Here is a 25,075-nt window from a genome sequence, read left to right as displayed (position 1 = left end):
CTGGTGGGCTTATACGCGGTAGAAATCTTTATACCACGCCACAAAGCGCGCCACCCCCTCTTCGACTGACGTCTGCGGCTTGAAGCCGATCACCTTATATAATGCGCTGGTATCGGCGCTGGTTTCCATCACGTCACCCGGCTGCATAGGCAGCATATTTTTCTGCGCAGTCTGCCCCAGCGCACTCTCCAGCGCTTCGATATACGACATCAGCGTAACGGGCTGGCTGTTGCCGATATTGTATACGCGGTAAGGCGCAGAGCTGGTTGCCGGGCTGCCGCTTTCAACCGTCCAGCTAATATCCGCCTGTGGGATAACATCCTGTAAGCGCAGAATAGCTTCGGCAATATCGTCAATATAGGTGAAATCGCGACGCATCTGGCCGTGGTTATAGACGTCGATTTTTTCACCCGCAATCATCGCACGGGTAAATTTAAACAGCGCCATATCCGGACGCCCCCACGGACCATAAACGGTGAAGAAGCGCAGGCCAGTGGTAGGAATACCATATAAATGTGAATAGGTATGGGACATCAGCTCATTGGCTTTTTTGGTCGCGGCATACAGCGATACCGGGTGGTCAACCGAGTCGTCGGTTGAGAATGGCATCTTACGATTTAATCCATACACCGAGCTGGATGATGCATATAACAGATGCTCAACCTGGTTATGGCGGCACCCTTCCAGAATATTGAGATGGCCAATTAAATTGGCGTCGGCATAAGCCAGTGGGTTCTCTAATGAATAACGCACGCCCGCCTGCGCGGCGAGGTGAATGACACGCTGGAAGCGCTGAGCGCGGAACAGTTCGGCAATGCCTTCACGATCGGCGAGATCGCCTTTCACAAAGGTGAATTCGGGGTGGTTTTTAATCAGGTCAAGACGGGCTGTCTTAAGATTAACGTCGTAATAGTCATTCAGGTTGTCGAGACCGACAACCTGGTGACCGGCAGCCAACAGACGTTGGGTGACATGAAAGCCAATAAAGCCTGCTGCGCCGGTAACCAGATATTTCATACTACCCTCATTTATTATGCAGTTTGAAGAGATGCTCCGCGGCCGATTGCATAATAAACAAAACCGCGCTTGCTGATTCTTTCTGGATCATACAGGTTACGACCATCAAAAATCACGGGTTCTTTTAGAGCATTTTTAATCACGTCAAAATCAGGTGCGCGGAAGTTCTGCCATTCGGTACAGATCACCAGGCCATCTGCGCCCTGCAGGGCAGCTTCTTTGGTTCCCATCAGCTTGAGATCGCTGCGGTGACCGTAGATACGCTGCGCTTCATCCATCGCTTCCGGATCGAAAGCCTGCACGGTTGCGCCCGCCTGCCACAGTGACTCCATCAGCACGCGGCTGGAAGCTTCACGCATATCGTCGGTGTTTGGCTTAAATGACAGCCCCCACAGCGCAAAGGTTTTGCCCTGCAAATTCTCACCGAAATGACGCTTGATAAACGTCGGCAGTTTGGTCTTCTGCGAATCGTTGACGTCTTCAACCGCCTGCAGCAGACGTGGCTTGTAGCCGATCTGCTCTGCGGTACGGATTAGCGCCTGAACATCTTTCGGGAAGCAGGAGCCGCCGTAGCCACAGCCGGGATAAATGAATGAGTAGCCGATGCGTGAATCGGAGCCAATGCCCTGACGCACTTTTTCGACATCTGCACCCAGGCGTTCAGCCAGGTTAGAGATTTCATTCATAAAGCTGATTTTGGTCGCCAGCATGCAGTTGGCTGCATACTTGGTTAACTCAGCACTACGAATATCCATCAGGATCATGCGATCGTGATTGCGGTTAAACGGCTCATACAGCTCGCGCAGCAGTTCAACCACTTCGTCGTTATCCGTACCGATAACAATACGCTCAGGACGCATACAGTCGCTGACTGCTGCCCCTTCTTTCAGGAACTCAGGGTTGGAGACCACGTCAAAGGTCAGCTCTACGCCTCGCCCTTTCAACGTCTCTTCCATTACCTGACGCACGCGGTCAGCCGTACCCACTGGCACAGTCGACTTGTCGAGCACCACTTTATGCTCTTGCATATGCTGAGCAATGGTACGCGCCACGGCGGTAACATATTTCAGGTCCGCTGAACCGTCTTCATCAGGCGGCGTACCCACCGCGATAAACTGCATAACCCCGTGGTTAACGCCAGCTGCTGCGTCAGTGGAGAACTTCAGGCGTCCGGCCTCATAGTTCTGCATAACCAGCGGCGTCAAGCCCGGTTCAAAAATAGGAATGATCCCTTTCTTCAGATTCTCGACTTTATTTTCGTCGACATCGATGCAAAGAACGTCATGTCCGACTTCGGCCAAAACCGCAGCCTGAACCAGACCAACATAGCCGATACCAAATACGGTGACTTTCATTGAATTGTCCCGGTTAGAAATTAAACTTACTTTTTATTGCCTACGGTGCTTTCCAGCCACGCTTTAAAATCGCTGCCCAGCGTGTTGTGACGCACACCGTATTCAACGAAGGCCTGCATATAGCCCAGCTTGTTGCCGCAGTCATGGCTCACACCTTTCAGGTGATAAGCTTCTACGGTCTCTTTTTCCATCAGCATGGCGATGGAGTCAGTCAGCTGGATCTCATCACCGGCGCCCGGAGGGGTTTTCGCCAGCAGTGGCCAGATGTCCGCAGAGAGAATGTAGCGACCAACAACCGCAAGGTTAGACGGCGCTTTGTCCGCTTTTGGCTTCTCAACCACACCCACCATTGGTGCGCTGTCGCCAGGCTTCAGCTCTGCACCCTGGCAGTCGACTACGCCGTAAGCAGTCACGTCAGCGACTGGCTCAACCATGATCTGGCTGTGACCGGTTTCGTCGAAGCGCTTCATCATTTCAGCCAGGTTATCTTTCGACAGGTCTGACTCATATTCGTCGAGAATAACGTCCGGCAGGATCACCGCAACGGGCTCATTGCCAATCACTGGCCATGCGCACATAACCGCGTGACCCAGGCCTTTCGCCAGACCCTGACGAACCTGCATGATGGTGACGTGCGGTGGGCAGATAGACTGAATCTCTTCCAGCAGCTGGCGCTTAACGCGTTTTTCCAGCATCGCTTCCAGCTCGAAACTGGTATCGAAGTGGTTTTCAATCGAGTTTTTAGAAGAGTGCGTAACCAGCACAATCTCGTTGATCCCAGCAGCGATACACTCGTTAACGACATACTGAATTAACGGCTTATCAACCAGCGGCAGCATTTCTTTTGGAATAGCTTTGGTGGCTGGCAGCATACGCGTTCCCAAACCAGCAACAGGGATAACCGCTTTTTTTACTTTGGACTTATAGGCAGACATCTAAGTACCTCTCTTTAGGCCGTTCAAGTTATTACTTGATATGTCGAGTTAAAAACGAGTTGAGTATACCAGTTGAACCCACGCGGATTTATCCTGGATAAACCTTTTCAGTGCAAATTAAGACTATTACCCAAGTGTAAAGCTTATCTCTGGCCCTGTCTTCCAGGGCCAGATGAAAATAGTGAAGCAGCGGTTAATCCGTAGACAACATCAGGCGCAGTCGGCCTCCGGCGCCCCAAACCTGACACTGCCAGGCATCACACCGCTGGCTGATTTGATTAAGATGTGTGCTGCCCATGGTGCCAAGAGGGACACCATTGCTCAGCTGGATCTGGTGGGTATGAATGTTGAGAGTGGCGTTTAAACCAGCAGAAACGAGGATCAGATTCTTTAACCCCTGATGGTAGTAGCCCACCAACAGTGGAAATTGACCTTTCAGATTGGCCTGGCGCAGCAGCAAATTGACCTGCTTTAACAGGCCGCCCAGCTCGGGCAGGCGCTGCCCCTGACCGGAAAGCTGCTCCTGCAGCAGTCCATTGAACAGAGCGCGTAGCAGTAGTGCGGCCAGCACGCCGTTATCACCGGCACGGGTGACATCGAGACAATAGAAAGCGAGATCGCGTTCCGATAATGCCGCCACGTCAAGCACCAGTCCCGGCTGCTCTGCCATCGTCAGCTGGCGATAGTTGATGCGACAGTTAGCGATTGTCTGCTGCACCGGCGGTTGCAGCTGCTTGAGAAGCTTGGCGGCAGCCTGCGGGTCACTGACCAGCGCGTCCCAGTCCTGAAACAGCTGTTCGTCCTCTTCCACTTTAGACGTAAACATTGAGGGATAGAGGCACTCGAACACCGCTTCACGCAGGCGAGCAAGATCTTTAACCGGCTTGAGCAGCACATCCTGCACGCCCAGACGCAGCACGTGGGCGATATCCGACATATTTCCCGTGGCAGAGATAACCAGGATGGGCAATGTGTTTCCCTTGCTGCGCAGATGCTCCACCAGTTTGATACCGTCCATACGTGGCATGGCAAGGTCGCAGATCATCAAGTCCGGCAGAGTACGGCTCAGGGATTCAAGTGCGTGTATACCGTCATCAGCCAACGTGACCACCGCACCGAGCGCAGTGAGGAAATTATCCAGCAGGGAACGGAAAACGACTTCGTCCTCAACGATGAGAATATGTTTTCCACTTAATGGTTTTTCCATTGCTTCCCCCTGCATAACAGATACCTCAATAGTGGTCTATAAACGCTCTTTGCGCCTCTCAGAATTGGCTGAAGTCGTCGCTTTTTGACCACGCTATTGTTGCCTGTCGCGAACCAGAGGTAACAATTCATCCATTTTTTTCTCAACGGACAGTCTCCCCGCTTCAATGGCCTCTTCAGCCCGGTGGAAGTCCAGGGTAGAAATTTGTGGGCAGAAGGGTTGTAACAACACATCTGGTGGGTCACCCGCCATACGATTGCGCTTCAACCGATTTTCCAGCACCTGGATAGAGGTAGACATAATCTCCATGGCGCCGGGTGTGTGATTTACTCTACGTAGCTTAAGGTTGCTAATGCGCTGACGCAGGCGGCCGCTCCAGCTGTCAGGCTGCGGTTGAGGATGCTCATCGCCGGATTCTGGCGTCACTGACAGCAAATCCTGCTGCATCAGGTGCGCATCGTGCTGCAAATCCACGGCAATCACAATATCAGCGCCCAGCGCACGCGTCAGGGAAATAGGCACCGGGTTGACCACCGCGCCATCCACCAGCCAGTAACCGTTCCAGCTCACAGGTGCCAGTAAACCGGGCATGCTGCAGGATGCGCGCACGGCCTGATGCAGGTCGCCTTCCGTCAGCCACAGCTCACGGCCGGTACTAAGGTTAGTCGCCACAGCGCCGAAAGGTAAACCGCATTGTTCGATATTATTTTTGCCGATCAGCTCACGCACGTGGCTGAACACGCGCTCACCGCGCAGCAGCCCACCACGTTGCCATGAAAAATCCATCAGGCGTATCACCTGCCAGTAGCTGAATGAGCGCACCCAGCGCTCCATCAGCGTCAGTCGCTGCGTGGCATATGCGGCCCCGACCAGGGCACCTACGGAGCATCCGGCCACGACGTCGATACGGATGCCAGCGCGTTCAAGAGCGTTTATCACCCCGATATGTGCCCATCCCTTTGCGGCACCCGACCCCAGCGCTAGCCCGATTTTAACCTGTCTCATTCCACCCTCTGGCATGAAATTCACTAACAAAATGGCATCACCGATGCTGCCCGGTTATCATGATGCCTAAAATTTTAACCCTGTTATTAGCTAATCGGAGTTTACGTGTCTGAACTTTGTCCGTGCGGTAGCGGATCGCAGTATAGCCTATGTTGCCAGCCGTTTCTAAGCGGTGCGGCGCAACCTTCTCATCCAGAAGCATTAATGCGCTCGCGCTACTGTGCTTATGTCAAACAGGATGTGGGTTACCTGGTTGCAACCTGGCACCCGTCATGTCAAGCCTCTGCTTTTGCAGCCAGTATAGAAGAGAGTTTTGCCCACACCGAATGGCTCGGGTTGAATGTATTAAGCAGCGAAGTTATCGCGGATGGCCAACAGGGTTATGTGACTTTTTTTGCCAGGTTCTCTGAAAATCAGCGCGAACGCTCTATTCATGAACGTTCACGCTTTCTTCGCGAGGAGCAACGCTGGTACTATATCGACGGAACCTTCCCGCCAATCGGGCGCAACGATCGGTGCCCATGTGGCTCCGGCAAGAAATACAAGAAATGCTGCGGTCACTCTTGACCCCTGATTTCCCAATTGTATCGACAGGATTACCATCGCAATGCAAGCGCAAACACTGCAACGAAAAGTTTTACGGACCATCTGCCCGGATGCAAAAGGGCTGATCGCCAAAATCACCAATATTTGCTACAAGCACGAACTGAACATTGTACAGAATAATGAGTTTGTTGATCACCGCACCGGGCGCTTCTTCATGCGCACCGAGCTGGAAGGCATTTTCAACGACACCACGCTGCTGGCCGACCTTGACAGCGCGCTGCCGGCTGGTTCAGTGCGCGAGCTGCAGCCAGCGGGCCGCCGCCGTATTGTTATTCTGGTGACCAAAGAGGCGCACTGCCTTGGCGATCTGCTGATGAAAAGCGCCTACGGTGGTCTGGATGTTGAAATTGCGGCGGTGATCGGTAATCACGAAACGCTGCGTACGCTGGTTGAGCGTTTCGATGTGCCGTTTGTCCTGGTCAGTCACGAAGGCTTAACCCGCGAAGAGCACGACAATAACATGGCGGCGGAAATTGACCGCTATCAGCCAGACTATGTGGTACTGGCAAAATACATGCGCGTGCTGACCCCGGCCTTTGTGCAGCGTTATCCGAACCAGATCATCAATATTCACCACTCCTTCCTGCCTGCCTTTATTGGTGCTCGTCCCTACCACCAGGCGTATGAACGCGGCGTGAAGATCATCGGTGCGACAGCGCACTACGTGAATGACAATCTGGATGAAGGCCCAATCATCATGCAGGATGTTATCCACGTCGATCATACCTATACCGCAGAAGATATGATGCGTGCCGGGCGTGACGTAGAGAAGAATGCGCTGAGCCGCGCACTTTACCAGGTGCTGGCGCAGCGGGTATTTGTTTACGGCAACCGCACCATCATCCTGTAAGCCGGATGCTGCTGTTTTGTATGACAAAACAGCAGCGCGGGCAAAAAAACGGCAATCGCAACGCTTTCTCTTAAACGGGGCTTTACAGCGTCAGTTCATCTGATATGATGCGCCCCGCTTAACAAGCACAGCAGTAAGGCCAGTGGTGGGGTTCCCGAGCGGCCAAAGGGAGCAGACTGTAAATCTGCCGTCATCGACTTCGAAGGTTCGAATCCTTCCCCCACCACCATTTTTAGATAGTTTTCATATTTAAAAATGAGTTTCACGCTTTCATATTCCCCACGGGGAAGGATGAGGAGCTTCGACATCGGAGGTTCGAGTCGAACGCAGTGAGACAACGCCACTTGTGGCGGCCCGGAGGGCAAGGAGCGCAGCGACGCAGTAATCCTTCCACGGCTGAGAATTTGCACTTGTTAACACGCTTCCCCTGGTGGGGTTCCCGAGCGGCCAAAGGGAGCAGACTGTAAATCTGCCGTCATCGACTTCGAAGGTTCGAATCCTTCCCCCACCACCATTTCGACATCTCCTCCCCCTTCGTACACCTACTGATTGCATCATCTATCGCAGCAATATTTCTTTCTCGCCCCGACTTCTGCTACCATTCCGCCATCTTTTCCGACGCTAAATGGCCTGCGCTATGAAATTTGTTTCTTTTAATATCAATGGGCTGCGTGCTCGCCCTCATCAACTTGCCGCTATTGTCGAACAGCATCAGCCAGATGTGATTGGCCTGCAGGAAACCAAAGTTCACGATGACATGTTCCCGCTCGAGGACGTGGCGAAACTCGGCTATAACGTGTTTTATCACGGTCAGAAAGGGCATTACGGCGTGGCACTGCTGACGAAAGAGCCGCCGATCGCCGTGCGTCGCGGTTTCGAGGGTGATGACGAAGACGCCCAGCGCCGTATCATTATGGCGGACATTCAAACGCCAGCCGGCCCGCTCACCGTGATTAACGGCTATTTTCCACAAGGGGAAAGCCGCGACCATCCGACCAAATTCCCGGCGAAAGAGAAGTTCTATCGCGACCTGCAAAGCTACCTTGAGCAGCAGCAGAAAGTGGAAAATCAGGTACTGATTATGGGCGACATGAATATCAGCAGCACCGACCTGGATATCGGCATTGGCGAGGATAACCGCAAGCGCTGGCTGCGCACCGGTAAGTGCTCATTCCTGCCGGAAGAGCGCGAATGGATGGACCGCCTGATGAACTGGGGCCTGGTCGATACCTGGCGCGCGCAGAACAGCGAAGTTAACGACCGCTTCTCATGGTTCGACTACCGCTCAAAAGGCTTTGACGATAACCGCGGCCTGCGCATTGACCTGGTGCTGGCCAGCAAGCCGCTGGCGGAGCGCTGCATAGCAACCGGGATTGATTACGATATTCGCGCGATGGAAAAGCCCTCCGATCACGCACCGATCTGGGCCCAGTTTAGCTACTGATTGTTCTAATCCCCATTAGATTTCGCGCTGCAGGAAGGCGGCAACTGAATAAATCCCCGGGAGCTTACCTGAGTCAGTGACCTGGGGAATAGAGGCAGCCAACACACCTGCAGCGTGAAAGAGGAAGGGAGTTTATTTGACGATGCGCCAGATAAGATTATTAGTGCCCAGCGACTGCGGGTCGCGCGCGCACTGCAACAGTACCCCTTCACTCTTCAGCACCGCCCCTTCCGTATAGTTGCGGTTTTCATAGATGCAGCAGCGGTTACAGGGCTGGCTGTTGTTTTGCCCCTGCGTCCAGACTTCTGGCGGCATATCGACTACCACGTCCGCATTAGCGCCGCCGTTACCGTTATTGCCGCCGCTGTTGCCATGCCCTTGCCCGCTGCTGATATAGCGCTCGGCCATTGCCGATGAGCTAACGGCCAGCAGCAGTGTCAGTGCCAGATGCATTTTCATTACTCGCTTTCCTTTTCCTTCGCCGCTTTACGTCGCGGTTTTTTCTTGGCGACCGTTGCCGGAGCCGTAACGCCGCGAAACGCATGTGCGGCGGGCTGCTGACGGGCCTGGGAGATCAAACTGTGCAGCGTTTCCACCAGAGGGTGCATAAAGTCCTGGTAGCGACACTGCTTCTCACTGATTTTAGTCAACGTTGACTCCCATTGCGCGGTCATATCTGGCCGCGCGGCCATCTCCGGCAGTGAATGGATCAGCGCGCGTCCGGCCGGGCTGGAGTGAATATAGCGCCCCTTCTTAAACAGGAAGGTGCGTCTGAACAGCAGCTCGATAATCCCGGCGCGCGTTGCCTCCGTACCTAAACCATCGGTCGCACGCAGCACTTTCTTTAAATTTTTATCCTGTACGAAGCGGGCAATACCGGTCATCGCCGATAATAGCGTAGCGTCAGTGAACGGGCGCGGCGGCTGGGTCTGCTTCTCGACCACTTCGCCACGCTCGCACAGCAGCTCATCCCCCCTGGCCACCACCGGCAGCGGCGTACCGTCATTCTCCTCATCCCGCTCCTTGCTGCCGAGTAAGGCACGCCAGCCAGCCTCAGCCAGGAAACGCGCTTTGGCGATAAACTTGCCTCCGGCGATATCCAGCTCGATCACGCATTTGCGGTACACCGCATCCGGGCAGAACTGCATCAGGTATTGGGTGGCAATCAAACGGTAGATTTGCTGCTCGTTATCCGACAGGTTGACCTTGCTGCTGCGCGCAGTCGGGATAATCGCATGGTGCGCGTCGACTTTTTTGTCGTCCCAGCAGCGATTTTTTTGATCGCTATTGAAATCAGCGGGAGGCGTCAGGTCCGGCTGATGAACATTGATTGCATTCAAAACCGCATGACGCCCGGCGAAATGCTCGTCAGGGAGATAGCGGCTGTCGGAACGTGGATAGGTAATCAGCTTGTGGGTCTCATACAGGCGCTGGCAGGTATCCAGCACCGCCTGCGCGCTGAGGCCAAAGCGCTTGCCGGCCTCAATCTGCAGCGCCGAAAGCGAGAACGGCAGCGGCGCAGTGTCATTTTCACGCTTGTCGTTATAGCTGGTCACCAGCGCGGGCTGGCCGTCGATACGCGCCACCACATGCTCGGCCAGCGGGCGATGCAGCAGGCGGCCCTCCTCATCCTGATAAGGCTCGCAGGAGTCACTCGGCTGCCACAGCGCCACGAAGCGTTCATCCAGCGGGGTGACGATATGCGCTTTGACCTCGAAGAAGTCTTTGGCGACAAAGTTCTCAATCTCTTCATCACGCCGTACCACCAGCCCCAGCACCGGGGTCTGAACGCGCCCAACGGAGAGCACACCGTCATAGCCCGCGTTGCGCCCCAGTAAGGTGTAGGCGCGGGTCATGTTGATACCGTAAAGCCAGTCTGCACGCGAGCGCGCCAGCGCGGAGACGCACAGGGGAATAAACTCGCGGTTTTCACGCAGGCGGCCAATGGCGCGTTCAACCGCCTGCGGGTTGAGATCGTTAATCAGGCAGCGCTGCACTTTCGCCCGCTTTTCTGCCGGCAGGGTCAGGTAGTCGAGCACCTCATCCACCAGCAGTTGACCTTCACGATCCGGGTCACCGGCATGGACCACTTCACTGGCCTGCTCCAGCAGACCTTTAATCACGTTGAGCTGCTTTGCCACCGACGGACGCGGCTGCAGCTGCCACTTTTCCGGCACAATCGGTAAATCGGCCAGCGACCAGCGGGCAAAGCGGCTGTTGTAGCTGTCAGGCTGCGCCTGTTCCAGCAGGTGGCCTACGCACCAGGTCACCATTTGATCCTGCCCACAGGCGATAAAGCCGTCGCCACGACGGTGCGGCTTAGGCAGAACGTCCGCTATCGCGCGGGCAAGGCTGGGTTTTTCGGCAATAAACAAACGCATGCTGGGGTGAGTTCCTGCTCAGGGTTTGACTTCAATAACGGCCCTTCCGGCCTGAGCCGTCAGGAGTTCACCAATCGGGGTGAGTGTAATTTGCTGCGCGGCGGCAATCGCCTGCACCGCAGCCTCTGCTTCCGGCAGTACTGCCAGCAGCAGCCCGCCCGATGTCTGCGGGTCGCAGAGAAGCTGGCGCTGCGCGGGCGTCATGGCGCCGATAAGCTGCCCGTAGCTGGCGAAATTTCTTTCGGTACCGCCCGGCACGCAGCCTGCGGCGATATATTCATCCACTCCGGGCAAACGCGGGATGGCACTGTACCACAGGTCGGCATGCAGGCCGGCACCCTGGCACATCTCACTGAGGTGGCCGAGCAGACCAAAGCCGGTGACATCGGTCATCGCGCTGACGCCCGCTTCACCGGCATACTCGGCCCCAATCTGATTGAGCTGGCACATGGTGGCCGTCGCCAGCCCCTGATGCTCCGGCTTGAGCTGAGATCTCTTTTCGGCAGTAGTGAGAACGCCAATGCCCAGTGGCTTAGTGAGGAAAAGGCGGCATCCTGCCCGTGCTTCACTGTTGCGCTTCACCTGATCGGTGGCCACGACGCCGGTGACCGCCAGGCCGAAGATCGGCTCCGGGGCATCGATAGAGTGCCCGCCCGCCAGGGTAATCCCCGCCTGCTCGCAGACGCTGCGCCCGCCTTCGATCACCTTACGGGCAACCTCCGGCGGCAGCTGGTTAACCGGCCAGCCGAGGATGGCGATCGCCATAATCGGTCTGCCCCCCATCGCCCAGATATCGCTAATGGCGTTGGTCGCGGCGATGCGCCCAAAATCAAAAGGGTCATCCACGATCGGCATAAAGAAGTCGGTGGTGCTGACCACTGCGGTGCCATTGCCGAGATCGTATACGGCCGCGTCGTCACGGGTTTCGTTACCCACCAGCAGATGCGGGTCCTTACGTAACGGGTGGTCGCTGTGCAGAATGGTATCCAGCACCGCAGGCGAGATTTTACAACCGCAGCCTGCGCCGTGGCTGTACTGAGTCAGACGGACATTATCTAAGTTCATGAAGATCTGTTCCCTGTTAGCTTCACCGGAAGTCATGGTAGCGTTTTCGCCAGAGAGTGATAAGACTAACCGACGATTCTGCCCGTTGTTTGCTCATTATCCCGGCGAATTGCAGGGCCGCTCACAACCCTGCCTGCTAACAGCGAAAATGTCATTCAGAAATAACTGACAAACGGGGCGCTGTCGGGCGCTAACACGGTGGTGGATGATTTCAGCTGCGGGGTTCCCAGGTACAGGAAGCCGACGATGGCGTCCTGAGGGCGACAGTTAAACGCGCTGCGCACCGCTTCATCTTCGGTCCACGCCCCGCTGCGCCAGATACCGTTAAAGCCCTGTGCGGCAGCGGCCATCTGCATCGCCATCACGGCACATCCTGCCGACACCACCTGCTCCCAGCGCGGCACTTTCGGGTGCTCTTCACAACGCGCGACCACCGTAATAATCATCGGCGCGCGGTAGGGTGCATTTTTTGCCTTATCGATAGCTTTCTCTTCCAGCTGCGCATCTCGCGATACCTTCTCCAGCAGCGCGCTCAGGCGATCGCGCCCTTCATTCTCGACAATAGTGAAGTGCCACGGCTGCAAAGTGCCGTGATCCGGCGCGCGCATACCTGCGCGCAGAATGTTCTCCAGCGCTTCACCTGTCGGCGCAGGTTCTGCCAGCCGTGATGCGGAACGACGATTAACCAGTAAATCCAGAGCGTCCATGATGTCCTCCTGTGATAGTGATTCTCATCCCGCAAAAACTAGCACAGGATGATGTTTTGTTACAGCATTGCGCTTTTTCATGCTGACAATTGCCCCCTTGCTAATTAGGATGTGTGCTATTCCTGCCCGGACCTCTGCTTCTGGCATTTCATTGCGACCCTGGAGTATCTATGCGCGTGTTATGGCGAATGATCGCTGGCATTTTTAAGTGGACATGGCGAGTCCTGAATTTTGTTCGCGAATTTATCCTTAATCTCTTCCTTATTCTGCTGATCGTGGTTGGCGTGGGTATCTGGCTGCACGTCAGCAGCGCCAATGCACCGGCTGAAGTGCAGAAAGGCGCACTGATCTTCGATCTCAGCGGCGTGGTGGTAGATAAACCTTCCGTCAGCAACAAGCTGAGTAAGATTGGCCGACAGCTGTTAGGCGCCAGCAGCGATCGTCTGAAAGAGAACTCACTGTTCGACGTGGTGGATGCCATTCGCCAGGCGAAAGACGACGATAAAATTACCGGCATGGTGCTCGACCTGCACAACTTTGCGGGCGCTGACCAGCCGTCGCTGCAGTATATTGGTAAAGCGCTGCGTGAGTTCCGCGACAGCGGCAAGCCAATCTATGCCAGCGGCGACAGCTACAGCCAGGCACAGTACTACCTCGCCAGCTTCGCCAACAAGATCACCCTCTCGCCGCAGGGCACCGTCGATCTGCACGGCTTTGCCACCAACAGCCTCTATTACAAAACCCTGCTGGACAAGCTGAAAGTCAGCTCGCACGTGTTCCGCGTCGGTACCTACAAATCGGCGGTAGAGCCGTTCCTGCGTGATGATATGTCCCCTGCCGCGCGCGATGCCGACAGCCGCTGGGTTGGCGAGCTGTGGCAGAACTATGTCAATACGCTGGCGGCAAACCGTCAGATCACTGCCAATCAGGTATTCCCTGGCGCTCAGGGCGTGCTCGATGGTCTGAACAAAGTGGGCGGCGACAGCGCGCAGTACGCCAAAGACAGTAAGCTGGTGGATGAGCTGGCCTCACCTTCAGTGGTCGACCAGCAGCTGGTGAAAACCTTTGGCTGGGATAAAGAGGCGAAGGATTACAACGGCACCAGCATCTATGACTATCCGCTGAAAAACACCCCAACCACCGACGGCAATATCGCGGTGATCGTGGCGAACGGGGCGATTATGGACGGCGAAGAGACCCCGGGCAGCGTCGGGGGTGATACCACCGCGCTGGAAATTCGTGAAGCGCGCCTCGATCCGAAGATCAAAGCCATTCTGTTCCGCGTCAACAGCCCTGGCGGCAGCGTGACCGCTTCTGAAACTATCCGTGAAGAGCTGGCGGCGGCAAAAGCCGCGGGTAAACCGGTGGTGGTTTCCATGGGCGGCATGGCGGCATCTGGCGGCTACTGGGTTTCCACTCCGGCTAACTATATTATTGCCAGCCCGAATACGCTGACCGGCTCTATTGGTATCTTCGGCGTGATCAACACCGTGGAGAACTCACTGGATGCTATCGGCGTGCATACCGACGGCGTGGCAACGTCTCCGCTGGCGGATGTCGCCAGTACCAAAGCCCTGCCGCCGGAAGTTCAGCAGCTGATGCAGCTGACCATCGAAAACGGCTATAAAAACTTCCTTGGTCTGGTGGCAAAATCACGCAACAAAACGCCAGAACAGATCGATCAGATTGCACAGGGTCACGTCTGGACCGGCAGCGATGCCAAAGCGAACGGTCTGGTGGATGCGCTGGGTGATTTCGACGACGCGGTGGCGAAAGCTGCCGAGCTGGCGAAGATCCAGCAGCCACAGCTGAACTGGTATCAGGATGAACCGAGCATGATCGACGTGCTGTTCAGCCAGGTTGATGCTTCTGCACAGGCAGCACTGCCTGCGGCGCTGCGCGCTTATCTGCCTGCCCCGATGCTCGACGTCATGGCCGCGATGAAGAAGCAGCCAGGCCTGCTGGATAATCTCAACGATCCGCAAAATCGCTATGCATTCTGCCTGACCTGTGGCGATGTAAAGTAGTGAGTTAACGCACTAAACGGCCCGGCCATCTCTGGTCGGGCTGGTTTTCCTGACAATTCCCCTTATACTGCGCCTTTTCGGCAAGCCCTGAGTTAACCAATGCAAAAGAAATCGATTTATGTCGCCTACACCGGCGGTACCATCGGCATGCAGCGTTCCGAACACGGCTTTATCCCTGTTTCCGGCCACCTGCAAAATCAGCTGGCAAATATGCCAGAATTCCATCGCCCGGAAATGCCAGATTTCACCATCCACGAATACGCCCCGCTGATTGACTCCTCGGACATGACGCCGCAGGACTGGCAATCGATTGCGGATGATATTCGCCAGAACTATGATAACTACGATGGTTTCGTGATCCTGCATGGCACCGACACCATGGCGTTCACCGCCTCTGCGCTCTCCTTTATGCTGGAGAATCTGGCGAAGCCGGTCATCGTGACAGGGTCACAGATCCCGCTGGAGCAGCTGCGCTCTGACGGGCAGCAGAACCTGCTTAACTCGCTGTTTGTCGCAGCAAACTACCCGATCAATGAAGTGACGCTGTTCTTCAACAACACCCTGTTCCGCGGTAATCGCACCACTAAGGCGCACGCCGATGGCTTTAACGCCTTCGCTTCGCCCAACCTGGCCCCGCTGCTGGAAGCTGGTATCCATATTCGCCGCCTCAATACGCCAGCGGCCCCGACCGGCAACGGTGAGCTGATCGTTCATCCCATTACGCCGCAGCCGATTGGCGTGGTGACGATTTACCCGGGGATTTCGTCAGAAGTGGTGAGTAACTTCCTGCAGCAGCCGGTGAAAGCGCTGATCCTGCGCTCCTACGGCGTCGGTAACGCGCCGCAGAATAAAGAGTTCCTGCGCGAACTTCAGGAAGCGTCTGACCGTGGTATCGTGGTGGTTAATCTGACCCAGTGCATGTCCGGCAAAGTGAACATGGGCGGTTACGCCACCGGCAATGCCCTGGCACACGCCGGTGTGATCAGCGGAGCTGACCTGACCGTGGAAGCCACGCTGACCAAGCTGCACTTCCTGCTGAGCCAGGATCTGAGCAGTGAAGAGATCCGCCAGCTTATGACGCAGAACCTGCGCGGTGAATTAACTCAGGATTAACCCGGGGAGAGTGGTATGAGCGCACGTCAGGCACTGTTACTCATCGACTTACAGAATGATTTCTGTCCGGGCGGCGCGCTGGCGGTGGCCGATGGCGACCAGACTATCGCGGTGGCTAATCGGCTGGCGGCTGAGTTCTGCGCGCGCGGTGAGCCGGTCATCGCCACGCTCGACTGGCACCCTGCCGGGCACGGTAGTTTTGCCTCCACGGCGGGTAATATCCCCGGCACCGTGGGTGAACTGCATGGTTTACCCCAGGTGTGGTGGCCGGATCACGCTATCCAGCACAGCCCAGGCGCCGAGCTGCATCCTGAGCTGGACCGCTCGCTGATTAGCACGCAGATCTGTAAAGGCGAAAATCCGCAGATTGACAGCTACAGCGCGTTTTTTGACAACGGGCAGCGTCAGCAGACGCATCTGCACGCGTGGTTGCAGCAGCACGCAGTCACCTCACTGACGGTAATGGGGCTGGCAACGGACTACTGCGTGAAATACAGCGTGCTGGATGCGCTGGCACTCGGTTATCAGGTGACGCTGGTGTCCGCAGGCTGCCGTGGTGTCAACCTTAGGCCGGATGACAGCCAGAAAGCGCTGCAAGAGATGGCCAACGCCGGAGCGGTGATCCTCTGAAGGGATAAAAAAATCGCCGGGCAGTCAGCAGACCGGGCCGGCGATTCTTTGTACGAATTATTCCTGCAGGAATAATTTACTGCAGCGTGATTTGCGTGACGTCGTCATCGCCAATGCCAAACTCTTCTTTCAGCTGTTTCTTACTCTTGGTCACGATCTCCCCGCCCTTCGCCACGCTCATATGCTGCGGGTTATCGTTGTGACGCGCCTGCCATAGCAACACCAGCTGCAGGCTGTTCTCTTTCTGCTCTGCGGTTAATGCCACGCCGTCAGCCCACTTGCCGGTTTCTACCGCCGTCGCCAGACGCTGATACACTTCCGGCGTCATGCTGGCAATCATTTCATCCAGTTCCATTATGCCTTACCCCCGAGTGCTGTTGCCGTCTTCGTCGGTGAAGCTCAGCGAGGCAGAGTTCACGCAGAAGCGCTCTCCGGTCGGCTGCGGGCCGTCCGGGAACACATGCCCCAGGTGGGCATCGCAGCTGCCGCAGCGGATCTCAACGCGCTGCATACCGTGGGAATCGTCTTCCAGATAGCGAATAGCTTCATCACTGTAGGGTTCATAGAAGCTCGGCCAGCCGCAGCCGGAATCATATTTACTGCCCGACAGGAACAGCGGAGCTTTGCACACCAGACAGTGGTATATGCCCTGGTCTTTGTTATGCAACAGTTTACCGGAGTACGGAGGTTCGGTGCCGCGCTGCTGGGTGACGTAGCGCTGCATCTCGTTCAACTCATTTTCGGGTGAGAAAGGTGTATTTTCATTAGCCATGCTAGACTCTCTGGCAGTGTTGTTCTGAAAAGATCGCTGAGTATTCTAACAAATACTTAACAAGATCAGGTGAATTTTTCGCGTCCGGGCGCTGAGAGAATTCTGTCATATCTCAAACTGTGATGCAGATCACCATTCGGATCGACCATCCCTTTATATTCGGGCACAGTATCCCAATATCAATGTAGTTCGCGGGTCAAGAAATAGGTTTTGTGTCGAATAATTCCTGCTCGACAGTTTGATTTGTCGCAACAATTGACACGATTCCGCTTGACGCCTGGTAAGGTTTTTGTAATTTTACAGCCAACCTTTTATTCACTATCAACAAGCTGGTGGAATATATGACTATCAAAGTAGGTATCAACGGTTTTGGCCGTATCGGTCGCATTGTTTTCCGTGCTGCTCAGGAACGTTCTGATGTAGAAATCGTTGCCATCAACGATCTGCTGGACGCCGAGTACATGGCTTACATGCTGAAATATGACTCTACTCACGGCCGCTTCAACGGCACCGTGGAAGTCAAAGACGGCCACCTGGTTGTTAACGGCAAAACCATCCGTGTTACCGCTGAGCGCGATCCGGCTAACCTGAAGTGGGATGAAGTCGGTGTGGATGTGGTTGCAGAAGCGACCGGTATCTTCCTGACCGACGAAACTGCCCGTAAACACATCGAAGCTGGCGCTAAGAAAGTTGTTCTGACTGGCCCATCTAAAGATGACACCCCAATGTTCGTTATGGGCGTGAACCACAAGTCATACGCTGGCCAGGATATCGTTTCTAACGCATCTTGCACCACCAACTGCCTGGCACCACTGGCTAAAGTGATCAACGACAAGTTCGGTATCGTTGAAGCCCTGATGACCACTGTGCATGCAACCACCGCGACTCAGAAAACTGTTGATGGCCCGTCTCACAAAGACTGGCGCGGCGGCCGCGGCGCATCCCAGAACATCATCCCTTCTTCTACCGGTGCTGCTAAGGCCGTAGGTAAAGTGATCCCTGAGCTGAACGGCAAACTGACTGGTATGGCGTTCCGCGTTCCTACCCCTAACGTTTCCGTTGTTGACCTGACTGCACGTCTGGCTAAGCCTGCATCTTACAAAGAAATTTGTGCTGCAATCAAAGCTGCTGCCGAAGGCGAAATGAAAGGCGTTCTGGGCTACACCGAAGACGAAGTTGTTTCTACCGATTTCAACGGCGAAACGCTGACTTCAATCTTCGATGCGAAAGCCGGTATCGCACTGAGCGACACTTTCGTTAAGCTGGTTTCCTGGTACGATAACGAAACTGGTTACTCCAACAAGGTCCTGGACCTGGTTGCTCACATCGCTAAATAAGCGACGCGAGAGAATCTGAGGGCGACGTGAGTCGCCCTTTTTTTATGGTTAAATTTCAGAAGGCTGACTCATGAACGAGAAACTTTTTTCACTGCCGGTCATTAACCAAATTAGCCCCTACATCACCCAGCGCCAGATAGGTGAACTGCCGACAATCGTCGTCACCCATCCTAAAGTCCGCGCTGCCGTCACCCTGCAGGGCGCCCAGCTGATTGCCTGGCAGCCTTCAGGCGAGAAGCCGGTCATCTGGCTCAGCGACAAAACCGCGTGGAACAGCGGGAAAGCCATTCGCGGCGGCGTCCCGATCTGCTGGCCATGGTTCGGCCCTGCCGGTGAACCTGCGCATGGATTCGCCCGTAACCTGCCGTGGAAACTCTCCGCCCACGATGAGAATGCTGACAGCGTGGTGCTGACGCTGGTGCTGGAAAGCAACGAACAGACTAAGAAGCTGTGGCCGCATGATTTCACCCTGTTTGCCCGTTTCCGCTTCAGCGACCGCTGCGAAATTGAGCTGGAAGCCCACGGTGACTTTGAGGCGACTGCGGCCCTGCACAGCTATTTTGCAGTCGCGGATATTCAGGGCGTAGAGGTGAGCGGGCTTGGCAACCGCTTTATCGATAAGGTTAATAACGGCGTTGAGGGGCATTCAGACGACGGTAAGCAGACCTATCCGCAGCGCATTGACCGCATCTATACCGCGCCAGCGGATTGCAGCGTCATTAACGACAAGGCGGGTCAGCGCGTTGTTGAGGTCTACCACCATCATCATAGTGACGTTGTCACGTGGAACCCGGGGGCTGAACTCTCATGCAGCATGGGGGATATGGCGAATGACGGCTATCAAACCATGGTCTGCGTCGAAACCGCCCACGTCAGCAGCGCGATGAAAAGTGCCGGAGAAAACCCGGCGCGGCTGGCAACCACCTTCCGGGTGCGTAGCAAAGTTTAATCGCTCAGGGGCGGCTAACGCCGCTCCTTACACCACATCCAGCGGCATTTTGCTGACCGGGGGCGGGTAAGCCTGGTTAATCAGCGCCAGCTCCGCACTGGATAAGGTCACCTCAAGTGCAGCCGCATTCTCCTGCACATGGGCAATAGTGCTGGCTTTAGGAATGGCCAGTACCCCTTCTTTGCGGATTGCCCATGCCAGCAGCAGCTGAGCGACGCTGATGCCCTTTTGTTGTGCAATATCGCGTAGCGTCGGGTGTTGCATCAGCTCGCTGCGCAATTTTCCGGCCTGTGCCAGCGGGCAGTAGGCCATCACCGGCATTGCCCGCTGCTGACATTCCGGCAGCAGATCATACTCAATACCGCGTGAGGCCAGATGGTACAGCACCTGATTAGTTGCGCAATGCTCTCCGCCCTCTTCAGCCAGCAGCTCCTGCATATCCTCGACGTCAAAATTGGATACGCCCCAGCGGCGAATTTTGCCCTGGCTCTGCAGCTGCTCCATTGCCCGTAGCGTCTCCTCCAGCGGGATATTGCCGCGCCAGTGCAGCAAGTAGAGATCGAGATAATCCGTTTGCAGACGTTGTAGGCTGCGCTCGCAGGCTTCAATCGCCTCCAACTGCCCGGCGTGCCAGGGGTAAACTTTTGACACGACGAACGCCTGGTCACGGCGCTGTTTCAGCGCCACGCCAACCACTTCTTCCGCCCTGCCGTCAGCATACATTTCAGCCGTATCAATCAGCGTTAACCCGCAATCCAGTCCGGCCTGTAATGCGCTCACTTCCTGGCGTTGCAAATCCGGGCTCTCCCCCATATACCAGGTCCCCTGTCCAATCGCAGGCAAGGGGGTTCCATCAGCAAAGGTAACAATTCGGCTCATCGCAATCTCCATGCACTTTATTGGTGCGCTACAGATGTGCAAAAGGGCGCAGAGCGCCCTTTATCAGTGCATACCTGCAGCGTCAGAAGGTATAGCTGACTCCGGTCCATAGCAGAACCTGAGAATCCTGGTCCACCATCGGGCTATCCTTGATATCACTGCCCAGACGGGTGTAGCGGCCTGAAAGCGTGGCATTCCAGCTGTCGGCAATTTTCCAGCCGGCGGTCACTTCCAGATAGGGGCTCCAGCTGCTGTCAGGATCGTAACTGTCCAGACCGCTGCGGCGAGATTCAGCAGAGGAAATCCCGTAATAGTAGTCGTTCTGATTCGAGCTGTTCCACAGCGCACCGATGCCCGGCGTCAGGCTGAAACGGCCAAATTCGAAGCGGTACAGATAGGTCAGATCCCAGATTATTCCGTTACTGTTATCGAGCATATCGCCAACCAACGTGGTACGCACGATACCCCAGTCGGCACTATGACGATAAGCCACACCGCCCATCAGAGTCATATGACGCTTATTCAGCGACTTCATATCACCATCATCCACATCATCCGGGTCGAAGTTCTGCGGGGAACCCAGCACGGTTAATGACAGCTGATCCTGGCTGTCTTTCCACAGGTAATAACCCGCCTGCAGGCTGCGAATGTAGAAACTGTCGCCCTCATAATTGACGATGGGAACAGGGTAATAACGGTCCTGGCCGCTCTTATATGGGCTCTGGCTATAAAGCAGTGAAGCGCCCAGCGTCAGTGGGTTCGCCTGTGCGAAGGGTGCCGCAAAACAGAGAGGTAAAAAGGCAGCAAGCGCGGTAACTTTGAAATGGTTCACAATTTATCCGTTCCATAAATATAACAATCAGCGTAATAGTTTAAACAGTAAGTGGATTGTTAGTCAGATATTTACACAACTGGTAGCACTTAGAATCAATTGAACTGTTAAAAATTGACCATTGTTCTGACGAAAACCGCCTCAGCCCGCATCAGTTAAGGCCAGCGCTTAGTGACAAAATGACTTTGTTATTGAAATTTCATTGAAAATGTCGAGCGGTTCAGGAAATTTCCTAAATGCGATCTACGCTTAATTGTAAGACGCTAAATTTTGACGAGCAGAGTAACCAAAAAAAATTGTGTTTTCCGCTAAAACAGTCAGGTTGGCATAAGGGTTGCTGTACTCATTAACAAGTTCCTTCAGGGGCTGACCCCAATTAGGCTCCTGGTACCTGTGCTAAAAACGAAAGGACGGGCATCGCCATGAATATATTCGATCACTATCGTCAGCGTTATGAAGCTGCCAAGGACGAAGAGTTCACACTGCAGGAGTTCCTTGCGGTTTGCCGGCAGGATCGCAGTGCATACGCCAACGCGGCGGAACGACTGTTAATGGCTATCGGTGAGCCAGTAATGGTGGACACCGCCCTGGAGCCACGCCTTTCCCGACTGTTCTCTAACCGTGTGGTCGCACGCTACCCGGCGTTCGAAGAGTTTTATGGTATGGAGGATGCGATTGAACAGATCGTCTCCTACCTGAAGCACGCGGCGCAGGGGCTGGAAGAGAAGAAACAAATTCTCTATCTGCTCGGCCCGGTCGGTGGCGGTAAATCCTCACTGGCTGAGCGGCTAAAATCTTTAATGCAGCGCGTACCCATTTACGTGCTGACCGCTGACGGCGAGCGCAGCCCGGTTAATGACCATCCGCTGTGCCTGTTTAACCCGCAGGAAGATGCCCATATTCTGGATAAAGAGTATGGCGTCCCGCGCCGTTATCTTGGCACCATCATGTCGCCGTGGGCGGCTAAACGCCTGCATGAATTTGGCGGTGACATCACCCGCTTCAAAGTGGTGAAAGTCTGGCCGTCAATTCTGGAACAGGTGGCGATTGCCAAAACTGAACCGGGCGATGAAAACAACCAGGATATCTCCGCACTGGTGGGTAAAGTCGACATCCGTAAACTGGAAAACCACGCCCAGAACGATCCGGATGCTTACGGTTATTCAGGCGCGTTATGCCGTGCTAACCAGGGGATTATGGAATTCGTCGAGATGTTTAAAGCACCGATTAAAGTGCTGCATCCGCTGCTGACCGCCACCCAGGAAGGGAACTATAACGGGACGGAAGGTATCTCCGCCCTGCCATTTAACGGGATTATCCTTGCGCACTCGAACGAATCTGAGTGGGTAACGTTCCGTAATAACAAGAACAACGAAGCGTTCTTAGACCGTGTCTACATCGTCAAAGTGCCTTATTGCCTGCGCGTTTCTGAAGAGATAAAAATCTACGAGAAACTGCTGGTCAACAGTGAGCTGACCCATGCACCTTGCGCGCCCGGCACGCTGGAAACCCTGGCACGCTTCTCTATCCTGTCGCGCCTGAAAGAGCCGGAAAACTCCAGCACCTACTCAAAAATGCGCGTGTATGATGGTGAAAGCCTGAAAGACACCGACCCTAAGTCGAAGTCTTACCAGGAGTATCGTGATTACGCTGGCGTCGATGAGGGAATGAACGGGTTATCTACCCGCTTTGCCTTCAAAATTTTGTCGCGCGTGTTTAACTTTGACCATGTCGAAGTAGCAGCTAACCCGGTGCATCTGTTTTACGTGCTGGAACAGCAGATTGACCGTGAGCAGTTCCCACAGGAGCAGGCAGAGAAATATCTCGAGCATCTGAAAGGCTATCTGATCCCGAAATACGCCGAGTTCATTGGCAAAGAGATCCAGACTGCCTATCTGGAGTCCTACTCCGAATATGGCCAGAACATTTTTGATCGCTATGTCACCTACGCTGACTTCTGGATTCAGGATCAGGAGTACCGCGATCCGGACACCGGCCAGCTGTTTGACCGTGAATCCCTGAATGCCGAACTGGAGAAAATTGAGAAGCCAGCCGGGATCAGTAACCCGAAAGACTTCCGTAATGAGATCGTCAACTTCGTGCTGCGCGCCCGGGCGCATAACAATGGTCGTAATCCGAACTGGACCAGCTACGAGAAGCTGCGCACCGTGATCGAGAAGAAAATGTTCTCGAATACTGAGGAGCTGCTGCCGGTCATTTCATTTAACGCCAAAACGTCGACCGACGAACAGAAGAAACACGACGATTTCGTCGACCGTATGATGGAAAAAGGGTACACCCGCAAACAGGTACGTCTGCTGTGCGAATGGTATCTGCGCGTGAGAAAATCGTCGTAACCAGAAAGTCGCATCCAATCGGGTCAGGGCCGGTCCCTGACCCGGATTGCAACGTTGTTTGGGGGAGCTATGGCCTATTTTATCGATCGGCGTCTTAACGGCAAAAACAAGAGCGCGGTGAACCGCCAGCGCTTCTTGCGCCGCTATAAGTCGCAAATCAAACAGTCGATCTCCGAGGCCATTAATAAGCGTTCGGTTACCGACGTTGAAAGCGGCGAATCCGTCTCTATTCCTGTTGAAGATATCAATGAACCGAGTTTCCACCAGGGGCGCGGCGGCCAGCGTCATCGCGTTCATCCAGGTAATGACCACTTTGTCCAAAACGACCGCGTTGAGCGCCCGCAGGGCGGCGGCGGTGGCGGCGGTAGCGGTCAGGGAAATGCCGGACAGGATGGTGAGGGACAGGATGAATTTGTCTTCAACATCTCGAAAGATGAGTATCTCGACCTGCTGTTTGAAGATCTGGCACTGCCTAACCTGAAGAAAAATCAGCACCGGCAGATGAATGAATATAAAACCCACCGCGCCGGCTACACCGCTAACGGCGTTCCAGCCAACATCAGCGTGGTGCGGTCACTGCAAAACTCTCTGGCGCGGCGCACCGCCATGACCGCCGGCAAGCGGCGCGAGCTGGGCGAACTGGAAGCCACCCTGCTGAAAGTGGAGAACAGCGAACCGGCTCAGCTGCTCGAAGAAGAGCGGCTGCGTAAAGAGATTGCCGAACTGCGCGCGCGCATTAAACGCGTGCCGTTTATTGACACCTTTGACTTACGTTATAAGAACTTCGAGAAGCGCCCGGAGCCCTCCAGCCAGGCGGTGATGTTCTGCCTGATGGACGTTTCGGGTTCCATGGATCAGGCTACCAAGGATATGGCGAAGCGCTTTTATATCCTGCTGTATCTGTTCCTCAGCCGCACTTACAAGAACGTGGATGTGGTGTATATCCGTCATCACACTCAGGCGAAAGAAGTGGATGAACAGGAGTTCTTCTACTCGCAGGAGACCGGCGGCACTATCGTCTCCAGCGCGTTAAAACTGATGGATGAAGTGGTTAAAGAGCGCTATGACCCGGCGCAGTGGAATATCTATGCCGCACAGGCCTCCGATGGCGACAACTGGGCCGATGACTCGCCGCTGTGTCATGAGATCCTGGCAAAAAACATCCTGCCGGTGGTGCGTTACTACAGCTATATAGAAATCACCCGGCGTGCTCATCAAACCCTGTGGCGTGAGTATGAACATCTGCAGTCGACGTTTGATAACTTCGCCATTCAGCACATTCGTGAGCCGGAAGATATCTACCCGGTATTCCGCGAGCTGTTTCACAAGCAGGCCGAAGAGAATTATTAAACCAGCGGGTTGACCGGTCGCCTGGTCAACCCTTTTCCCGTAGAATCACCTGGTGCCAGGGTGACGACGCCGCTTTAAGCGGCAGATTTCCCCTCACTACCCGCCTTTCGCTTCAATCCACGAAATAAAGCGACCTTTTATCGCACTCATCAGCATTTGTTTCATGACTTTATGCGATATTTTATTCTGGCTAAAATAGTACCCTCAGAATGCCAATCAGTGACCTTCGGGTTTTGACTTTATACCGGCTGTTACAA

23 protein-coding genes, 2 tRNA genes and 1 other RNA gene are annotated in these 25,075 nt (G+C 54.8%); 13 read left to right on the top strand and 13 right to left on the bottom strand.

Annotated features, from left to right (window positions below; genetic code table 11):
- Positions 1-9: 9 nt before the first annotated feature.
- The 5 genes from J2Y91_RS18400 to rssA all read right to left on the bottom strand — a co-directional run bounded on the left by J2Y91_RS18400 (position 10) and on the right by rssA (position 5,519).
- Positions 10-1,017 carry an NAD-dependent epimerase gene (locus J2Y91_RS18400; RefSeq protein ID WP_048915924.1) on the bottom strand — a complete coding sequence of 336 codons (1,008 nt, stop codon included), beginning with the start codon at positions 1,015-1,017 and terminating at the stop codon, positions 10-12.
- Between the two features lie 14 nt (positions 1,018-1,031).
- A complete protein-coding gene (locus J2Y91_RS18395; protein ID WP_048915923.1) occupies positions 1,032-2,372 on the bottom strand; it encodes a UDP-glucose dehydrogenase family protein in 1,341 nt (446 codons plus the stop codon).
- Between the two features lie 26 nt (positions 2,373-2,398).
- Positions 2,399-3,307: a UTP--glucose-1-phosphate uridylyltransferase GalU gene (galU, locus tag J2Y91_RS18390; protein ID WP_048915922.1), complete on the bottom strand. Its 909-nt coding sequence runs from the start codon at positions 3,305-3,307 to the stop codon at positions 2,399-2,401.
- A 193-nt stretch (positions 3,308-3,500) separates the two neighbouring features.
- Positions 3,501-4,514: a two-component system response regulator RssB gene (gene rssB / locus J2Y91_RS18385; RefSeq protein WP_133623753.1), complete on the bottom strand. Its 1,014-nt coding sequence runs from the start codon at positions 4,512-4,514 to the stop codon at positions 3,501-3,503.
- A 93-nt stretch (positions 4,515-4,607) separates the two neighbouring features.
- On the bottom strand, positions 4,608-5,519 hold the full coding sequence (rssA, locus tag J2Y91_RS18380; protein WP_048915920.1) for a patatin-like phospholipase RssA: 912 nt from the start codon (positions 5,517-5,519) through the stop codon (positions 4,608-4,610).
- 105 nt (positions 5,520-5,624) lie between these two features.
- Here rssA and J2Y91_RS18375 point away from each other — a divergent pair, with 105 nt between their 5' ends.
- The 6 genes from J2Y91_RS18375 (at position 5,625) to xthA (ending at position 8,419) form a co-directional block, all read left to right on the top strand.
- Complete coding sequence (locus J2Y91_RS18375) at positions 5,625-6,086, top strand: YchJ family protein (protein WP_133623754.1); 462 nt, start codon at positions 5,625-5,627, stop codon at positions 6,084-6,086.
- Positions 6,087-6,126: 40 nt separating this feature from the next.
- Complete coding sequence (gene purU, locus J2Y91_RS18370) at positions 6,127-6,975, top strand: formyltetrahydrofolate deformylase (RefSeq protein WP_048915918.1); 849 nt, start codon at positions 6,127-6,129, stop codon at positions 6,973-6,975.
- Positions 6,976-7,119: 144 nt separating this feature from the next.
- Positions 7,120-7,204 (top strand) — tRNA-Tyr (locus tag J2Y91_RS18365).
- Between the two features lie 41 nt (positions 7,205-7,245).
- Positions 7,246-7,377: non-coding RNA, RtT sRNA (locus J2Y91_RS18360), on the top strand.
- 27 nt (positions 7,378-7,404) lie between these two features.
- Positions 7,405-7,489: transfer RNA gene (locus J2Y91_RS18355), tRNA-Tyr, on the top strand.
- Positions 7,490-7,612: 123 nt separating this feature from the next.
- Positions 7,613-8,419, top strand: a complete 807-nt coding sequence (gene xthA / locus J2Y91_RS18350; RefSeq protein ID WP_048915916.1) for an exodeoxyribonuclease III — start codon at positions 7,613-7,615, stop codon at positions 8,417-8,419.
- A gap of 132 nt (positions 8,420-8,551) precedes the next feature.
- On the opposite strand, the gene J2Y91_RS18345 is transcribed toward xthA, so the two are convergent.
- The 4 genes from J2Y91_RS18345 to J2Y91_RS18330 all read right to left on the bottom strand — a co-directional run bounded on the left by J2Y91_RS18345 (position 8,552) and on the right by J2Y91_RS18330 (position 12,572).
- Positions 8,552-8,878, bottom strand: coding sequence for a YnjH family protein (locus J2Y91_RS18345; protein ID WP_099753646.1), 327 nt, complete (start codon positions 8,876-8,878; stop codon positions 8,552-8,554).
- Positions 8,878-10,800: a DNA topoisomerase III gene (locus tag J2Y91_RS18340; RefSeq protein WP_133623755.1), complete on the bottom strand. Its 1,923-nt coding sequence runs from the start codon at positions 10,798-10,800 to the stop codon at positions 8,878-8,880. Before J2Y91_RS18340 ends, J2Y91_RS18345 begins: the two co-directional genes overlap by 1 nt.
- 18 nt (positions 10,801-10,818) lie before the next feature.
- Positions 10,819-11,865: a selenide, water dikinase SelD gene (gene selD / locus J2Y91_RS18335; RefSeq protein ID WP_133623756.1), complete on the bottom strand. Its 1,047-nt coding sequence runs from the start codon at positions 11,863-11,865 to the stop codon at positions 10,819-10,821.
- A gap of 155 nt (positions 11,866-12,020) precedes the next feature.
- A complete protein-coding gene (locus J2Y91_RS18330) occupies positions 12,021-12,572 on the bottom strand; it encodes an NAD(P)H nitroreductase (protein WP_048915913.1) in 552 nt (183 codons plus the stop codon).
- A gap of 170 nt (positions 12,573-12,742) precedes the next feature.
- Between J2Y91_RS18330 and sppA the strand changes: the two genes are divergently transcribed.
- The 3 genes from sppA to pncA all read left to right on the top strand — a co-directional run bounded on the left by sppA (position 12,743) and on the right by pncA (position 16,342).
- Positions 12,743-14,599 (top strand): signal peptide peptidase SppA, encoded by a 1,857-nt coding sequence (gene sppA, locus J2Y91_RS18325; RefSeq protein ID WP_133623757.1) that lies wholly within the window; start codon positions 12,743-12,745, stop codon positions 14,597-14,599.
- A 99-nt stretch (positions 14,600-14,698) separates the two neighbouring features.
- Complete coding sequence (ansA, locus tag J2Y91_RS18320) at positions 14,699-15,712, top strand: asparaginase (protein ID WP_133623758.1); 1,014 nt, start codon at positions 14,699-14,701, stop codon at positions 15,710-15,712.
- Between the two features lie 15 nt (positions 15,713-15,727).
- Positions 15,728-16,342 (top strand): bifunctional nicotinamidase/pyrazinamidase, encoded by a 615-nt coding sequence (gene pncA, locus J2Y91_RS18315; protein ID WP_133623759.1) that lies wholly within the window; start codon positions 15,728-15,730, stop codon positions 16,340-16,342.
- A 76-nt stretch (positions 16,343-16,418) separates the two neighbouring features.
- On the opposite strand, the gene J2Y91_RS18310 is transcribed toward pncA, so the two are convergent.
- A complete protein-coding gene (locus J2Y91_RS18310) occupies positions 16,419-16,697 on the bottom strand; it encodes a YeaC family protein (protein WP_048915909.1) in 279 nt (92 codons plus the stop codon).
- A gap of 6 nt (positions 16,698-16,703) precedes the next feature.
- Positions 16,704-17,114, bottom strand: coding sequence for a peptide-methionine (R)-S-oxide reductase MsrB (gene msrB, locus J2Y91_RS18305; RefSeq protein ID WP_253539134.1), 411 nt, complete (start codon positions 17,112-17,114; stop codon positions 16,704-16,706).
- 341 nt (positions 17,115-17,455) lie between these two features.
- Here msrB and gapA point away from each other — a divergent pair, with 341 nt between their 5' ends.
- Together gapA and J2Y91_RS18295 are read left to right on the top strand one after the other, a co-directional pair.
- Positions 17,456-18,451: a glyceraldehyde-3-phosphate dehydrogenase gene (gene gapA / locus J2Y91_RS18300; RefSeq protein ID WP_048915907.1), complete on the top strand. Its 996-nt coding sequence runs from the start codon at positions 17,456-17,458 to the stop codon at positions 18,449-18,451.
- A gap of 70 nt (positions 18,452-18,521) precedes the next feature.
- Positions 18,522-19,400 (top strand): D-hexose-6-phosphate mutarotase, encoded by an 879-nt coding sequence (locus J2Y91_RS18295; RefSeq protein ID WP_133623762.1) that lies wholly within the window; start codon positions 18,522-18,524, stop codon positions 19,398-19,400.
- A gap of 27 nt (positions 19,401-19,427) precedes the next feature.
- Here the strand turns inward: J2Y91_RS18295 and J2Y91_RS18290 are convergent, their stop codons facing one another.
- Both J2Y91_RS18290 and J2Y91_RS18285 read right to left on the bottom strand, forming a co-directional pair.
- Positions 19,428-20,279 carry an aldo/keto reductase gene (locus J2Y91_RS18290; RefSeq protein ID WP_133623763.1) on the bottom strand — a complete coding sequence of 284 codons (852 nt, stop codon included), beginning with the start codon at positions 20,277-20,279 and terminating at the stop codon, positions 19,428-19,430.
- 82 nt (positions 20,280-20,361) lie between these two features.
- Positions 20,362-21,111: a MipA/OmpV family protein gene (locus tag J2Y91_RS18285; protein ID WP_048915904.1), complete on the bottom strand. Its 750-nt coding sequence runs from the start codon at positions 21,109-21,111 to the stop codon at positions 20,362-20,364.
- A gap of 422 nt (positions 21,112-21,533) precedes the next feature.
- Between J2Y91_RS18285 and yeaG the strand changes: the two genes are divergently transcribed.
- Together yeaG and J2Y91_RS18275 are read left to right on the top strand one after the other, a co-directional pair.
- Positions 21,534-23,468: a protein kinase YeaG gene (gene yeaG, locus J2Y91_RS18280; RefSeq protein WP_133623764.1), complete on the top strand. Its 1,935-nt coding sequence runs from the start codon at positions 21,534-21,536 to the stop codon at positions 23,466-23,468.
- A 69-nt stretch (positions 23,469-23,537) separates the two neighbouring features.
- Positions 23,538-24,818: a YeaH/YhbH family protein gene (locus J2Y91_RS18275; protein ID WP_133623765.1), complete on the top strand. Its 1,281-nt coding sequence runs from the start codon at positions 23,538-23,540 to the stop codon at positions 24,816-24,818.
- Positions 24,819-25,075: the final 257 nt, after the last annotated feature.

Origin of the sequence: Erwinia aphidicola, assembly GCF_024169515.1 — a bacterium.
GTDB classification, from domain to species: domain Bacteria; phylum Pseudomonadota; class Gammaproteobacteria; order Enterobacterales; family Enterobacteriaceae; genus Erwinia; species Erwinia aphidicola.
The sequence above is the reverse complement of the archived record's forward strand: the minus strand, read 5'-3'. Positions and strand labels throughout refer to the sequence as shown.